General features: G+C 57.4%; 15 protein-coding genes, 1 tRNA gene and 1 riboswitch. Of the genes, 11 read left to right on the top strand and 5 right to left on the bottom strand.

What is annotated here, in order from left to right; all coding sequences use genetic code 11:
• Positions 1-47: 47 nt before the first annotated feature.
• Entirely contained in the window at positions 48-224 is a 177-nt protein-coding gene (locus OCV80_RS05600) for a hypothetical protein (RefSeq protein ID WP_158629797.1), read from the bottom strand.
• 174 nt (positions 225-398) lie between these two features.
• Here OCV80_RS05600 and OCV80_RS05595 point away from each other — a divergent pair, with 174 nt between their 5' ends.
• A complete protein-coding gene (locus tag OCV80_RS05595) occupies positions 399-866 on the top strand; it encodes a hypothetical protein (RefSeq protein ID WP_267288268.1) in 468 nt (155 codons plus the stop codon).
• Positions 867-991: 125 nt separating this feature from the next.
• Here OCV80_RS05595 and OCV80_RS05590 read toward each other — a convergent pair whose 3' ends face one another.
• Positions 992-2437 carry a sodium:solute symporter family protein gene (locus tag OCV80_RS05590; protein WP_021748554.1) on the bottom strand — a complete coding sequence of 482 codons (1446 nt, stop codon included), beginning with the start codon at positions 2435-2437 and terminating at the stop codon, positions 992-994.
• Between the two features lie 403 nt (positions 2438-2840).
• On the bottom strand, positions 2841-3698 hold the full coding sequence (locus tag OCV80_RS05585; protein WP_267288267.1) for a patatin-like phospholipase family protein: 858 nt from the start codon (positions 3696-3698) through the stop codon (positions 2841-2843).
• Between the two features lie 173 nt (positions 3699-3871).
• A riboswitch (FMN riboswitch) is annotated at positions 3872-3985 on the top strand.
• Positions 3986-4147: 162 nt separating this feature from the next.
• Between OCV80_RS05585 and OCV80_RS05580 the strand changes: the two genes are divergently transcribed.
• The 5 genes from OCV80_RS05580 to OCV80_RS05560 all read left to right on the top strand — a co-directional run bounded on the left by OCV80_RS05580 (position 4148) and on the right by OCV80_RS05560 (position 7092).
• A complete protein-coding gene (locus OCV80_RS05580) occupies positions 4148-4564 on the top strand; it encodes an MATE family efflux transporter (RefSeq protein WP_267288266.1) in 417 nt (138 codons plus the stop codon).
• A 1-nt stretch (position 4565) separates the two neighbouring features.
• On the top strand, positions 4566-5552 hold the full coding sequence (locus OCV80_RS05575) for an MATE family efflux transporter (RefSeq protein WP_267288265.1): 987 nt from the start codon (positions 4566-4568) through the stop codon (positions 5550-5552).
• A 70-nt stretch (positions 5553-5622) separates the two neighbouring features.
• Positions 5623-5886, top strand: a complete 264-nt coding sequence (locus tag OCV80_RS05570) for an HPr family phosphocarrier protein (RefSeq protein WP_119310643.1) — start codon at positions 5623-5625, stop codon at positions 5884-5886.
• A 34-nt stretch (positions 5887-5920) separates the two neighbouring features.
• The gene (locus OCV80_RS05565) at positions 5921-6304 is read left to right on the top strand and encodes a CDP-alcohol phosphatidyltransferase family protein (RefSeq protein WP_119310642.1); all 384 of its coding nucleotides are present in this window, start codon (positions 5921-5923) and stop codon (positions 6302-6304) included.
• A 230-nt stretch (positions 6305-6534) separates the two neighbouring features.
• Complete coding sequence (locus OCV80_RS05560) at positions 6535-7092, top strand: site-specific integrase (RefSeq protein ID WP_119310641.1); 558 nt, start codon at positions 6535-6537, stop codon at positions 7090-7092.
• Positions 7093-7180: 88 nt separating this feature from the next.
• On the opposite strand, the gene OCV80_RS05555 is transcribed toward OCV80_RS05560, so the two are convergent.
• Positions 7181-7267: transfer RNA gene (locus OCV80_RS05555), tRNA-Leu, on the bottom strand.
• A 55-nt stretch (positions 7268-7322) separates the two neighbouring features.
• Positions 7323-8282, bottom strand: a complete 960-nt coding sequence (locus OCV80_RS05550; protein WP_036629861.1) for an HpcH/HpaI aldolase/citrate lyase family protein — start codon at positions 8280-8282, stop codon at positions 7323-7325.
• A 222-nt stretch (positions 8283-8504) separates the two neighbouring features.
• Between OCV80_RS05550 and OCV80_RS05545 the strand changes: the two genes are divergently transcribed.
• The 5 genes from OCV80_RS05545 to OCV80_RS05525 all read left to right on the top strand — a co-directional run bounded on the left by OCV80_RS05545 (position 8505) and on the right by OCV80_RS05525 (position 13830).
• The gene (locus tag OCV80_RS05545) at positions 8505-10775 is read left to right on the top strand and encodes a YceG family protein (RefSeq protein WP_267288264.1); all 2271 of its coding nucleotides are present in this window, start codon (positions 8505-8507) and stop codon (positions 10773-10775) included.
• 3 nt (positions 10776-10778) lie between these two features.
• Positions 10779-11945 (top strand): toxic anion resistance protein, encoded by a 1167-nt coding sequence (locus OCV80_RS05540; protein WP_119310639.1) that lies wholly within the window; start codon positions 10779-10781, stop codon positions 11943-11945.
• A 24-nt stretch (positions 11946-11969) separates the two neighbouring features.
• Positions 11970-12551, top strand: coding sequence for a TerD family protein (locus OCV80_RS05535; protein ID WP_021748541.1), 582 nt, complete (start codon positions 11970-11972; stop codon positions 12549-12551).
• Between the two features lie 17 nt (positions 12552-12568).
• The gene (locus OCV80_RS05530; protein WP_021748540.1) at positions 12569-13150 is read left to right on the top strand and encodes a TerD family protein; all 582 of its coding nucleotides are present in this window, start codon (positions 12569-12571) and stop codon (positions 13148-13150) included.
• Positions 13151-13227: 77 nt separating this feature from the next.
• A complete protein-coding gene (locus OCV80_RS05525) occupies positions 13228-13830 on the top strand; it encodes a TerD family protein (RefSeq protein WP_025545042.1) in 603 nt (200 codons plus the stop codon).
• The last annotated feature ends 37 nt before the right edge of the window (positions 13831-13867 follow it).

Genomic DNA, 13867 nt, shown 5'->3' with positions numbered 1-13867 from the left:
TTGACGACGGCCGCTTGTCTGGGGGCGCGCCCTTATCCCAAAATATCCTATCGGCGGAAAACCAGAAGCTCACTGACACAGGCGGCAAATTTCCACATGGCGAAGGTGCTCTGGCGCTCGATCAGATACTCAATGCAGTTGGAATACCCGCTCATCGTACGCCCATCCAGCACGCGTTTCCAGGCGATCAGGTCCATTGGTCTTGCTGCGGTCCGCACTGGCACAAATGATCTCTGCCCGGCTGTGCCCTGTGACGGCGTAAAAGCCCGCAGAACTGTTTTATACCATGGTGTATAGAAGTCCCGCGCGGTGGGCGGCCCGCAATGACGGATACGGGTTGTAAAAGCGTGCCTCCCTTGTTTTGGTCTTTCTCCCCATCGCTCCGCAGGGCGTGCTTGTTGTATTTTTGCAATGACTTCTTCCTGCAATTCGCCTTTCTGAACGATATTAGTTTCCTTTCTGAGAATGGCTTGGAATGGCGAGAAGGCAGATGTCGCTCTGCTGACAAATCCGCATGGGATATGTCGCGTCACACGGCAGGATATCGGTCTGCTGAAGCTGTGCTCCGGACAAATCAGGATCACTTCTCAGCCTTTGCCATCATCCGGTTCCGCAGCAGAAATCCAGTAACCTTTGTTGTTGCAAAGATGGTCCATGGCCAGGCGCACAAGCGCAGGCCACCGTCCCGCCATGTAGTTGATGCGTGCAGGACAGGATTTTGGGATGCAGAAGATGAAGAACTGCCATACGCTGTCGGAAGCTCTGAGGACGGAGCGCTGACCGCCGCATTGGTGACGCGATCTGAAAAAGCGGTGTGTGCCATTGGTATTGGGGCAAAGACAGCAGTGGCGAGGTCTGCTGTCTGATCGGAGACTTTTTATCTATCAGTAATACGCCAAAACAAAGCCAGCCGGGGATCTTCAAAATTTCCGGCTGGCTCTTATAATGTTCACTCCATTGCTTTCCGATATGGGGATGCAGCAGCTCCCTATCAGCTCTGCTTTTCAGCTTTCAGGAATACGGACGGTGCGCGCTTATAAGTCGCAAGGCTCACAACGACCAGTGCGATACCGCAGGCAACCGTGCCCGGCACCGCCGCCCCAAGGCCGAAGGGCTGGCCTGCCAGCTTCCAGCCAACGCAGACAACAAACCCGCCCAGCAACCCGGCCATGACGCCGGTCTTGGTTGCCTTCTTCCAGAACAGCGCTGCAAATGCGGGAATCCCAGCCGATGCGGCATAGAAGCTCCAGGCGAACATGAGGATGTTGTATGCATTGTGGATGTACAACGCGATCACCAGCGCGCCCAGGGGCAGGACAATGGAGAAGATGCGGGAGAGGGAGATCTCGGTCCGCTCCGGCATTTGGGGACGGATGGTCTTTCCGATGTCGTGGACGCAGGTCTGCACAGATACCAGCAGATAGCTGTCCGCCGTGGACATGATGACCGAGAGCATACCGGCCAACGCAAGTCCCGTCAGACCGGCGGGAAGGATCCGGATCGCCAGGGCCGGAACGACAGCGTCCGTCGAGCCATACTGCGCCAGGATGTCGCCGCCGAGGATCTGACGGCCCACAACACCCATGAAGTAGACCAGCACAATGGTCACGCCGTATACGGCCGTACCCAGGAACATCCCGCGCTTTGCCGCCCTTCGGCTCTTGGCGGCAAATGCGCGCTGCCACATTTCCGCACCTGCCATGGTGAAAACCAGATAGGTGATGATGTCTCCCAAAATGCTGCCGTCAATATGCGGCTCCACCAGCGCCGGGTCCAGGTTGGCCGCAAAGTTCGCAAAGCCGCCCACGTTGAACAGGGCCGCCACCGGGATCAGGATATACACGAAGACGATCAGCATATAAAATTGCAGCACGTCGGTGTATACCACGCCGAACAGGCCGGAGGTGGCTGTGTAGACCATAAAGACCACTGTTGCGATCAGCGCGCCCATCTCATAGGAGAGGCCGAACTCTCCCCCCAGCATCCGGATGATCGTGGCCGTGGCGGTGACCTGGGAGGCCACCGTCCCCATCATGGCGAACGCGATCAGCACAGAGAGGGTGATCTTGGCTGCCCGGCCAAACCGCCGTTCAAACAGCTCCGGGATAGAGGTGATCCCGTACTGCATCCCGATATCCGAGATCTTCCCGGCGATGCCGGAGAAAATGAACATTCCCAGAAGGTATGGAATTGCGGTAAGGACCGCCTTGAAGCCGTCGGTATAGGCCACACCTGCCCGGCCCATCAGACCGCTGCCGCCGATGATCGTCGCGCAGACGGTGGCCATCAGCACCATCGGCCCAAAGGACCGGCCCGCTACATAATAATCCTTTGTGTTCTGGATCCGCCTGACGGAATAGACCCCCACCAGGACCATGATGACAAGGTATGCCGCAATGATTCCCAGATCCAAAATCGTCAATACGCTGTGATCCATCAAAAATGCCCTCCTTTTCTTTGTTTGCTCCAGAGGGCCGCACCTGCATACCTTTGTCCGGCAAGATCTTCAGCAGCTGTCTGCTTCCATTCACACCCACATTATATATGTTTCGGCGCAGCCCTCTACCCATAAGGGCAGATCCTGATCCATATTCTTCACCCCTTCTAACCACGTCCTCTTGTGGCAGTGAATATATGAACATTATAATGTTACTTGAAAAAAATGTCAATTTGTCCGATATGTATCAGAAATTCTTTATTCAAAAAGTATATATGCCATCCCGCCAGTTTTGCCAACCATGATACCTGGACCAAGGGACGCTGTATACTGCACAAAGAAAAACTGCGCATCCATACAAGCCCCTGCCTGCTGGATGCGCAATTTCCTATATCATCTACCATCATTCATGCGTCAGCAAATACTCTTTCAGTCCGCTGAGAGACGCCCTGCCGGCCTCTGCCCCGAGGTCATAAACAGCCTGCAGCTTGGCGGGGTCCTTTTCCACACGCCTGATTGGGAGTGGGCCATTGGGCCGAACCACGAAGAGCCCCCCGCGCTGCTCCATCCCTATGATCTCCTCCACCTGCCGGTTATAGACTTCCCACCGCCGGTTCAGACTCTCCGCAAAGGCCGGATAGCGATGGTAATAGAGGCGGTTGAATCGCTGAAGCCATGCTGCGGGCCGCTCTTTCCGATACTCCAAGGGACGTGTGAGCACGAGAACGGTCTTGTCGTAGCCCAGACTCTTGCAGAAATGGACTGGAATACTGTCGCTGACCCCGCCATCCAGGTAGAACCTCCCATCCAACTCCACAGGCCGGGAGACATAGGGCATGGCAGAGGTGGCCCGCAGGACCTCCATCTGACGGAACGGCTCTGTGATCCGGATATACTCCGGGGCGCCTGTGTGCAGATCGGTGACCGCGGCATAGAAGTCAACGCCCGATCTCTGAAAGGCCGCTTCATCAAATACGTCCAGCTTGGAGGACACCTCATAGAAGGCAAAGTCGGCGTTGATCAGATTGCCCGTGGTCAGCAGCGAGCGCAGCCCCATGTACCGCTTATCCCGGATATACTTCAAATTATACCGTATGGCGCGTCCCTTCTGACCGGCGGGAGCATTGATCCCAAACAGCGCACCGGCCGACACACCGACGATTCCATCAAAGGATATCTGTTCATCCATCCAGGAGTCCAGAACGCCTGCGGTAAACATTCCGCGCATGGCGCCGCCCTCCAAGACCAAGCCCGTTTTCATCCCTGTCCTGCCTCCTGTGATTTTGTCGATTTTGATATTTTACCACAGGAAAAGCCAAAATGGAATGCCTTGTACGGGACACAGGATATCGATCAGAAAGCGCAGAAGTTGATACGGCGGGAAGGACATTTTCCTTGACGGTTCTTTTATTTAATGATACATTTAGGTATGTAAGTTTTCTTCGGAAACGAGATATTTCTCTACTGGCGGTAACAGTCCGCGAGCGATCAGCTAATCCGGTGGAATTCCGGAGCCAACAGGTTCGGTCTGGAGGGGAGAAGAAGGCTTTCTGGTGCCGTGCCGGATGCCCATCCTCCTCAAGCAAAAGTGTATACTCTAAGCACCCGGTACAGCCATCTCTCTGCGTCAGGGAAATGGCGCCGGGATTTTTTATTTCCGGCGGCTTCTCCCTCGGAAGCGTCCAGTATGAATACGGAAGGAGCCTTGCTATGGAGCCAAACCTGCAGCCAAACCCATTGGAAACGGATCCCATACCCAAACTGATCGTTCGATACGCCGTTCCCACCTCACTGACACTGATGGTCAACTACCTCTATAACATCGTGGATCAGATCTTTGTCGGACAGGGCGTGGGCATTACAGGAATGGCAGCCACTAATATCGCGTTCCCGCTGACCATTCTGGTCAATGCTGTGGCATTGATGCTGGGAGACGGATGTGCCGCCAATATCAGTCTGTGCCTGGGTCGGAAAGAGCAGCGGGAGGCGGACAGCACCATCAGTCACGCCCTCACCCTGATCTTGGCCAGCGGTCTGCTGGCCGCTCTGGCCTGCGGCATCTTCGCCCCGCAGATCGTAGTCCTTTTCGGCGCGACGTCGACTGCCTATGCAGAGTCTCTGTCCTAATATGCGCGCCATCGCATGGGGGATCCCGTTCCAGCTCCTTTGTCCCGCCTTCACCGCCATTATCCGGGCGGACGGCTCCCCGCAGTACATGATGAAGTGCATGATGACAGGGGCGGTCATCAACCTGATCCTGGACCCTATCTTTATCTTTCCGCTGAAGATGGGCGTTGTGGGCGCCGGGATCGCCACGGTGATCGGGCAGGTGGCTGCTGGATGCCTGGCCCTGCTCTACCTGCGCCGCCTCAAAACCGTTCATATCCGGCGGGAGGACCTGCGCCCTACACGGAAGCTGACCTGTCGTATTCTGGCACTGGGCTTCCCCAGCTTGCTTACGCAGATGCTCTCCGCTCTGGTGCAGATTACCCTGAACAATCTGATGCGGGCCTATGGAGCCGCCACAGTCTATGGCAGTGACATTGCCTTATCCGTCTACGGCATGATGATGAAGGTCTACCAGATCGCTCACTCCATGTTCGTCGGGGTGTCCTCTGCCATCCAGCCCATCAACGGCTATAATTTCGGCGCCAACCACTATGCGCGGGTCCAAAAGACATTCCATATAGCTTCTCTTATTGCAGTAGGCATTTCAGTGGTGTGGTTTCTCATTTTCATGGTGTTCCCGCGGCAGATCGCAAGCTGCTTTGTATCGGACAATGCGCTCTATCTGGATTGCGCACAGCACTGCTTCCGGCTCTATATGCTGGCCTTTTTCCTGTATGGCCTTCACATGACCTCAGCCTCCTTCTTCCAGGGGATCGGCCGGCCTGGTAAGTCCCTGCTGATTCCTCTGGCCCGGCAGGGCTGCTTCCTGATCCCTCTGGCGCTTCTGCTATCCCGCTCCTTCGGGCTGGACGGCGCACTTCTGGCCGCACCGATAGCCGATGCTCTTGCGTTCCTGCTCTGCCTGCTGCTGGCCCGCTGGGAATTTCGGAGTTGGAGAAGAAAGGGCTGGCTGTGCAAAGGAGAGCGCAAATATCGCGCATCATAAGCGCACATGTTCCGAAGCCCCTGGATCGAGCATTTATAAATGAAAATCTATCATTGGGAGGACGATTCCCATGACAACGCGGACCCTTTCATTGCAGTTGGAGGAAGATTTCACCACACATACAGCCGCACTGTTTGTAAGCCATGTCAATGTCTTTCAGAGCACCATCCGCATAATCGCCGGTGAGCGAAGCATCAATGCGAAAAGTCTTCTCGGGGTCGTCTCCTTCGGCTTTCGTCAGGGACAGCAGGTACAGGTCGCTGCAGACGGCCCTGACGAAGCCGAAGCTGTAAACGCGTTGTCGCAATTTTTCCAGTCTTCTGCTTCCGCATGACTTGTCTGCATATAGGAGATGGAGAAGAACCTCAATGAAGCCATTCAACACAAAAGAGAGATTCTCTATTCCGAACCTGATGGGATATTTTCGGCTCCTCCTCATTCCGGTATTCTGTTACCTCTATCTGGCAAAAGAAGCGTACCATTGGGCCGCAGGTGTTGTCCTCCTCTCCAGTCTCACGGATCTGTTTGATGGGATGATCGCAAGAAAGTTCAACATGATCACAAATTTGGGCAAGGCGCTTGACCCGATCGCGGACAAACTGACACACGGTGCATTGGCTCTTTGTCTGGCCTTCCGCTATCCCCAGATGTGGGTCCTGTTTGGTCTTATGGTGCTCAAGGAGGGCTACATGGTGGTTATGGGCCTGCTCTTTTTCAGAAAAGGGAAAATGCTCAATCTGAAAATATCTTAGGCATACGAATTCCTCCACACCCGTGTGACTTTTCTATCAAATGATCCATTTGAAGATGTGAACGGTTTTCCCTTTTGGGAGAAACAAAAATGTAACACGAGCGCATACTTACTTTTGCAGGCCGGCTCCGTATGGAGCGAATACACATGCATTAAGACAACCATTTTATTTATTTGGTCATTTTTGATGGACATTTTATGTAAGGAGATCCGGTAGAATTTCCGGTCCTGATGGCTGCGTTCTACGGCCTGCGTAGAAGTGGGGTTATGGGACCGCGGTGGAGCGCAATCGACTTTGAGGGAAATACTCTCACGGTCGACCATACTGTGGTCCAGTATCGTTCCGATGGCAAGAACCGGATGAAAAACAAATCCAGCTGCAGAACGATGCCGCCGGTTCCCCAGTACCGGGAACTTCTGTTGCGGATGCAGGAACGGAAAGCCGCTTGTAAAGAGTTCTGCGGAAACTGCTACACGGAGTCGGAGTACATCTATGTCAACGAGCTGGGTATCCCATATAAGCCTAATTTTGTGTCCGACCATTTCAAACGGGTCCTGAAGCAGCACGGCCTTCGTCCGATTCGTTTCCACGATTTCAGATATACGTGCGCATCCCTGCTTCTGAAAAACGGAGTCGCGGTGAAGGATATTCAGGATTGGCTGGGACACTGCAGCTACGCTACAACCGCCAATATCTACGCGCACCTGGACACGGATTCCAAGAAACAGCCTGCAACGAAAATGAACCAGACAGTCAGCATCACCCCTGGCATCTCAGCCGCGATTTAAGCCGGAGGAGAGAACTCGGGGAGAGAACCGGGCTTCAAAAAGAAAATACTCAGGTTTTCAATTCATGAAAAACCTGAGTATTTTCAACTGGTGCCAGTGGTGGGACTCGAACCCACACGGTGTCGCCACCAACGGATTTTGAGTCCGTCACGTCTACCAATTCCATCACACTGGCCGGTGGATACTGGTTTATTATACAGGAGGTCGGAGCGAAATTCAAGTCCTTTTTCTCACGCCCTGACGCCGTACCGCTCCGCACGCAGGACGATCCGCCGGGCCCAGCGGCTATGGGTGTTGTACTCGTTCATCCGGCCGCCGTCCTCACTGGCAGAGACCAGACTGCCGCTGCCGGTATCCCAGTTCAGGATAGCCCGGGCGTCCGCGTAATCCCGCTGGGAGACGCGGAGCATTTCGTTCACCACGGGGATCTGATTGGGATGGATGACGGTCTTGCCGGTGAAGCCATTCAGCAGATCCAGCTCCATCTCCCGGCGCAGCCCCTCTTCCCATCCCTCGCCGGAGTAATACTCCCATACCGGGCCGGACACCACGTATTGAGTGCCGAAAGCCGCCACGATGTCGATGAGGATATCCGCCACCGGGCGCAGGTCGTAGATGGTCCGATTTGCCGGACGGCGCAGGCCGAAGGCGTGGGAGAGGTCGTTCCCCCCCACCCGGATGTTTAAAATGGAGCCAGACACGGTGTCCAGCTGGGCCCGCACCTCCGTCAGAGCCTCCCGGCGAGTCTGCGGGGGAATCATGGCCGCAGACTCAAACACCGGCATATAGAAGTACTCCTCCGTCCGGCCGATGGAGCGGATGGCTGCAAGATAGGCCCCGCAGTTCTCCAGGAAAAACTTGGGCAGGATGAATCCGCGGAGAATGGAGGAAAACGGGGCGTACTCCTCCGCCAGCCGCAGCAGCTGCTCCGGTGACCGGACCCGGACAAAAATGGGCGGCAGAAAAAAGGAGCCGCCCTCCGCAGCGGACGCGATCCGGGACAGCGTCCCCCGCAGCATCCGCTCCGCGTCCGCCACGGCGTCCTCCCGCACCGTGTCCTCCAGGCAGAACGCCAGAGAATACGGCGTTGGAAACCGCTGCTCCACAATCGCGCCCACAATCGACCCGTGGGCGTTGGCAGGGCAGTAGAGCAGTGCTCCCACGTCATATCCAGTCAACTTGCTTCTCATGCTCATCCTCTTTTACCTTCAGATCAGCGGCCGGCTTCGGCCGGGCACTTATGGGCGCTATTATAGCACTTCCCGCCGGAGAAGAAAATACCCGCGCCATGCTGACGAATGTAAAATTTTTGTGGATTCTCAAGCTATGCTCCATGCATCTGTTGAAAATCCTCTCCAAAGCCGCTATAATGAGAAACACAAATCTTGTGATGAGAAAGAGACTGGGCTACGATGTTTCAACAGGCGGGAACGGCACAACTGAATGATTATTTCCGCCCGCTCTCGGAACGGGGCGGGTCCCGCGTGTTTTTCTGCCGGATCGCCGGGTACGGGGAGACGGTGGCCGCTTTTCTGCGCCGCTACTATGAGGCGGCCCGCCGGTCCGGCGTCATCATCGACGGGCGCATCCCCAACCCCACGCCCGACAACCTGTCCTATTTCAATGAGATGATGGGGTCCGGTTTCCAGATGGACCGGGATTTTCTCTCCCAGCGGCTGAAAAAATGGCTGCCCCGGATGACGGACGGGCAGCGGGACGCTGTGGTGACGGCCATGTATGCCACCCTGGACGATATGCGCCGGGCGGGCAAAAACGACAATATGCTCCGCAATGCCTACATGAAATACATGTGCTGGCTCTACTACAAGTTCGAGCGGATCGTCAACGTGCTGGGCGGCGAGACGCTGCCCAAGATCCTCTATGCCGGGGACGTGAGCCATTATGAGCTGCAGCTGCTGACGGTCCTCTCCCGGGCGGGGGCGGATATCGTCCTGCTGGAGTGCGGCGGCGACCAGGCATATCTCACCGTGGACCCCCAGTCGGCCCTGTCGCACCTGTATCAGGCCCCTGGCCTGGGGTCCTTCCCGGCGGGCTTCGGTGTCAAGCAGCTTCAGGCGGAGCTGGAGCGGGAGGTGCGCCGCCAGCGGCTCTACGGCACGCCGCCCTCCCTCTCTCCCTGCACCAACGCCTGGGTGCAGAAGGCAGAGCTGAACGCGGCGCTGACGGCTGTGCAGGCCCGCGGAAACGATCCCCGCTTTTTCTGCAACCTCTTCCTCTGCCAGTACGGCGTGGAGGACAATCTCACCTATACCAACGACCTCTTCGCGTTTTATCAGTCCCTCCAGGGCGGCGGCCGCCGGATCTGCGTGGTCAACGGAGACCCCGCGCCCCCCGGGCCGGAGGAGATCGCCGCGGTCAAGCGGGGCAACTACGCCTCCGCAGAGCAGCTGGCGGCGGGTCTCGCCGCCAACATCCGGTATCCGGCCAATGTGGAGCTCCAGCGCCTGATGACCCGAGCTTTCATCGATCTGGTGCTGGAGGAGGGGGAGCGGTGCGGCGGCAGCGTCTCCAAGCTCACCAGCCGGGCGGTGTACCTCCTGTGCTGGCTGAACCGGTATCAGAAGGACCTCTTTCCGGACTGGAAGGCGCCGGAGGTGGCGGTCTTTCTCCAGTTTGGCAGATGCGCGTCGGACACCGGAGCCCTGTTCCTGCGGCTGCTGGCCCGCCTGCCGGTGGATGTCCTGTTGCTGCTCCCCAATCTGAATGAGGGCAGCGCCCTCCACACCCCGGATCTGCTGGAGGTCCACTGTCCCCAATCCGTCTCTCTGGACCGCTTCCCGGTGGACCAGAACCAGGCCCGGGTCACCACCGCCGCCTATCAGGCGGAGCGGGATCTGGACCGGCTGATGTACCAGGATACGGGACTGTATCGGAACCAGCAGTACGCCAAGGCCTCCACGGTCCTGCTGCAGACCATGTACGAGGAAATCCCGATTCTGTGGGACCAGGAGATGAAATACCGTCCCAGCTTTTCCGCCGCGGGGGACACCGTCACCCTGCCGGTGATCTGCCAGAAGATCTGCGGCGTGAAGGACGGCAACGCCTCCCAGTACTGGCTGGACATCAAGAAGCTCATCACGCCGGACACGGAGGTGGTCCGGTCTGTCCCCTGGGTCCAGGGCACGGATCCCAACCCCGTGAAGCCGTACGCCACGCAGTTTTTGAAGAACGGCAAGCTGCTGCGCGGCAAGATCAAGTCCCACAGCGCCTATCTCTACGGCATCCTGCGGGCGGAGATGCAGGAGCACCTGTTGGACAAATTGCAGCTGCTGCTGGACCAGAAGCTGATCCGCGGCACCTTTGAGAACGGCACGGAGTACACGGTGATCGCCACCGCCCTGAATCTCCCCAAGGACCTGCTGCGGAAGATCCAGAAGTTCGACTTCACCAAGAAGAACCCCAAGCTCATCTACATCAACCCCACAGAGGAGAGGATCTCTCTGGAGGACAGCATCCTCACCGCGTTTCTAAGCCTGGTTGGCTTCGACGTGCTATTCTTCGTCCCCACCGGCTACCAGTGCATCGAGCAGCACTTCACGCGCCCCTTTGCCAGCGAGACGCAGATCGGGGACTATCTTTACGACCTGCGGATTCCTGATTTCAACACCGTGCAGGAAAGCGGACTGCACTCCATCAGAAAACTATTTGGAAGGAGTATATGACTTATGGGCCTGAATCTCAGCAGACCGACCCCATCCCAGCCTCAGCCCTCTCAGGGACAGGCACCTGCCGCCCCCCAGGAAGAAGAGAGCTATCAGCAGTACGACATCTCCGCCGACCGGCAGATGATGACCCAGACGCTGGTCAACTCGCCGGAGGTGGATGCCCTGGCCAGCCAGATCGAGGTATACAACCTGGAGTCCATTGTCTCCTTCGGCGCCGGAGCAGCAGACGAGATCTCCAAGTGCTCCGACGTGGTACTCAACAGCATGAACCTGTCCCAGCTGGATGACTCCAGCGCGATGCTGAACACGCTGGCCAAGATCATGGACAAGTTCGACATCGAAGAGATCAAGGAGAACCCCGGCCTCTTCGGCAAGCTGTTCGGAAACCTCCGCAAGCAGCTGGACAAAATCCTCGCCAAGTACCACACCATGGGCGATGAAGTGGACAAGATCTATGTCCAGCTGAAGCAGTACGAGGCAGACATCAAGCAGTCCAACCGGAAGCTGGAGGAGATGTTCCAGGCCAATGTGAACTACTACCACGAGCTGGTGCGTTACATCCTGGCCGGTGAGCAGGGGTGCCGGGAGCTGGAGGCATACATCGCCCAGCGCCAGGCGGATATGGAGGCCACAGGGGACAACTCCATCCAGTTCGAGCTGACCACCCTGAATCAGGCCCTGATGATGCTGGAGCAGCGGACTCAGGACCTGCGGACGGCGGAGAACGTGGCCATGCAGTCCATCCCCATGATCAAGACCATGCAGTTCAGCAATATGAATCTGGTGCGGAAGATCAACTCCGCCTTCATCATCACCCTGCCGGTGTTCAAGCAGGCGCTGACCCAGGCCATCATGCTCAAGCGCCAGCGGCTGCAGACGGAGGCCATGAGCGCCCTGGACGCCAAGACCAATGAAATGCTGATCCGCAACGCCCAGAACACGGCGGAGCAGGCCAAGATGACCGCCCGTCTGGCCTCCGGCAGCTCCATTAAAATCGAGACGCTGGAGCAGACCTGGCGCACCATCGTCAGCGGCATCGACGAGACGAAGCAGATCCAGGAGAACGCCCGCAAGCAGCGGGTGGAGGACCAAAAGCGACTGGAGGCCATCAAGGCCCAGTTCGACCAGATGTATCACATGCCGGACAAGGGGTCCGTGAATCATTAAATATTGGGAACGGAGGAAATCACTATGCCGATCAATCTTTCCAAGGGACAAAAAGTCGACCTGACCAAGGGCAACCCCGGCCTCACCAAGATCATGGTGGGCCTGGGCTGGGACGTGAACGCCTTTGACAGCGGCAGCGCCTTTGACCTGGACGCGGCTGCCTTCCTGCTGGGCGCCAGCGGAAAGTGCCCCACGGAGCGGGACTTCATCTTCTACGGCAACCTCAAGCACAGCACCGGCGCGGTGGAGCACATGGGCGACAACCTGACCGGCGAAGGCGACGGCGATGACGAGCAGATCATGGTGGATCTGGCCAAGGTACCCGCCAGCATCGAGCGGATCGCCTTCACCTGCACCATCTATGACGCGGAGAACCGCCGCCAGAACTTCGGCCAGGTGTCCAATGCCTTCATCCGCATCGTGGACCAGTCCACCGGCACGGAACTGATCCGCTACGACCTGGCGGAGGACTTCTCCATCGAGACGGCCATCGTGGTGGGTGAGCTGTACCGCCACAACGGCGAGTGGAAATTCAATGCCATCGGCAGCGGCTTCCAGGGCGGTCTGGCAGCCCTGTGCGGCCACTACGGCATTGACGCTGAGTGATTACAAGGAGGAATATCATGCCTATCAGTTTACAAAAAGGACAGAAAGTCAGCCTGACCAAGGGGAATCCCGGCCTGACCAAGGTGGTCGTGGGCCTGGGCTGGGACGTGAACAGCTTTGACACCGGCGGGGATTTTGATTTGGACGCGGCGGCCTTCCTGCTGGGAGAGAGCGGCAAAGTGACCTCCTCCGGGGACTTCGTGTTCTACGGCAATCTCAAGCACAGTTCCGGCGCGGTAGAGCATCTGGGCGATAACCTGACCGGGGAGGGTGCCGGGGACGATGAACAGATCCGCATCGACCTGACGAAGGTGCCCGACAACATCCAGCGCATTGCCTTCACCGTGACCATCTACGAGGCGGAGAGCCGCCGGCAGAACTTCGGTATGGTGAACAACGCCTTCATCCGCATCTTCGATGAGACCAACGGCCAGGAGATGCTCCGCTATGACCTGGGCGAGGACTTCTCCATCGAGACGGCAGCGGTGTTCGGTGAGGTCTATAAGAACAACGGCGAGTGGAAGTTCAACGCCATCGGCAGCGGCTATCAGGGCGGTCTGGCGGCCCTGTGCGCCAACTACGGCGTGGACGTGGAATAAGCATCCCGACAGGGAGCATCAGATCTCTCCGGCCGCGCCCGGGGGCGCGGCCGGACATTTTGAAGGAGGAAATATATATGTCTGTGAGTCTGCAAAAGGGCCAGAAGATCAGCCTGACCAAGGGCAACGAGGGTCTTTCCAAAGTCATCATCGGTCTGGGCTGGGATGAGGCCGCCAAGTCCAAGGGCGGTTTGTTCGGCAGCCTGTTCGGGTCCTCTGGCCCCGCCATCGATTGCGATGCCTCTGCCTTTGTGCTGCAGAACGGCAAGCTGACGGACAAGAAGGACATCGTCTACTTCGGCAATCTGAAGCACTACACCGGCACTGTCCAGCACATGGGCGATAACCTGACCGGCGCCGGCGAAGGCGACGATGAGCAGATCGTGGTGGATCTGGCCCGCGTCCCCGCGGAGTATGACCGCATTGTCCTGGTGGTGAACATCTATCAGGCAGTGCAGCGCCGCCAGCACTTCGGCATGATCCAGAACGCGTTCATCCGCATCGTGGACGCCCGGAACAACCAGGAGATGTGCCGCTACAACCTCTCCGAGAACTACGACAACATGACCGCCATGATCTTCGGCGAGGTCTATCGCAACAACGGCGAGTGGAAGTTCAACGCCATCGGCCAGGCCACCACGGATCCCGGCCTGGTGGAGCTGGCCCGGCGCTATATGTGAGCGGCGGCCCCAAAAAAAGATATTGAAAATTTGAACC

Origin of the sequence: Oscillibacter acetigenes (assembly GCF_025567605.1) — a bacterium.
GTDB classification, from domain to species: Bacteria; Bacillota; Clostridia; order Oscillospirales; family Oscillospiraceae; genus Oscillibacter; species Oscillibacter welbionis.
Note: the sequence above shows the minus strand (reverse complement) of the source record. Positions and strands in the feature narration are given on the sequence as shown.

Bases quoted from the DNA above. Each gene is read 5' to 3' on its own strand.
- OCV80_RS05590 (WP_021748554.1), bottom strand. From the start codon at position 2,437: ATGGATCACAGCGTATTGACGATTTTGGATCTGGGAATCATTGCGGCA.
- OCV80_RS05585 (WP_267288267.1), bottom strand. From the start codon at position 3,698: ATGAAAACGGGCTTGGTCTTGGAGGGCGGCGCCATGCGCGGAATGTTT.
- OCV80_RS05580 (WP_267288266.1), top strand. From the start codon at position 4,148: ATGGAGCCAAACCTGCAGCCAAACCCATTGGAAACGGATCCCATACCC.
- OCV80_RS05575 (WP_267288265.1), top strand. From the start codon at position 4,566: ATGCGCGCCATCGCATGGGGGATCCCGTTCCAGCTCCTTTGTCCCGCC.
- OCV80_RS05570 (WP_119310643.1), top strand. From the start codon at position 5,623: ATGACAACGCGGACCCTTTCATTGCAGTTGGAGGAAGATTTCACCACA.
- OCV80_RS05565 (WP_119310642.1), top strand. From the start codon at position 5,921: ATGAAGCCATTCAACACAAAAGAGAGATTCTCTATTCCGAACCTGATG.
- OCV80_RS05560 (WP_119310641.1), top strand. From the start codon at position 6,535: ATGGCTGCGTTCTACGGCCTGCGTAGAAGTGGGGTTATGGGACCGCGG.
- OCV80_RS05550 (WP_036629861.1), bottom strand. From the start codon at position 8,282: ATGAGAAGCAAGTTGACTGGATATGACGTGGGAGCACTGCTCTACTGC.
- OCV80_RS05545 (WP_267288264.1), top strand. From the start codon at position 8,505: ATGTTTCAACAGGCGGGAACGGCACAACTGAATGATTATTTCCGCCCG.
- OCV80_RS05540 (WP_119310639.1), top strand. From the start codon at position 10,779: ATGGGCCTGAATCTCAGCAGACCGACCCCATCCCAGCCTCAGCCCTCT.
- OCV80_RS05535 (WP_021748541.1), top strand. From the start codon at position 11,970: ATGCCGATCAATCTTTCCAAGGGACAAAAAGTCGACCTGACCAAGGGC.
- OCV80_RS05530 (WP_021748540.1), top strand. From the start codon at position 12,569: ATGCCTATCAGTTTACAAAAAGGACAGAAAGTCAGCCTGACCAAGGGG.
- OCV80_RS05525 (WP_025545042.1), top strand. From the start codon at position 13,228: ATGTCTGTGAGTCTGCAAAAGGGCCAGAAGATCAGCCTGACCAAGGGC.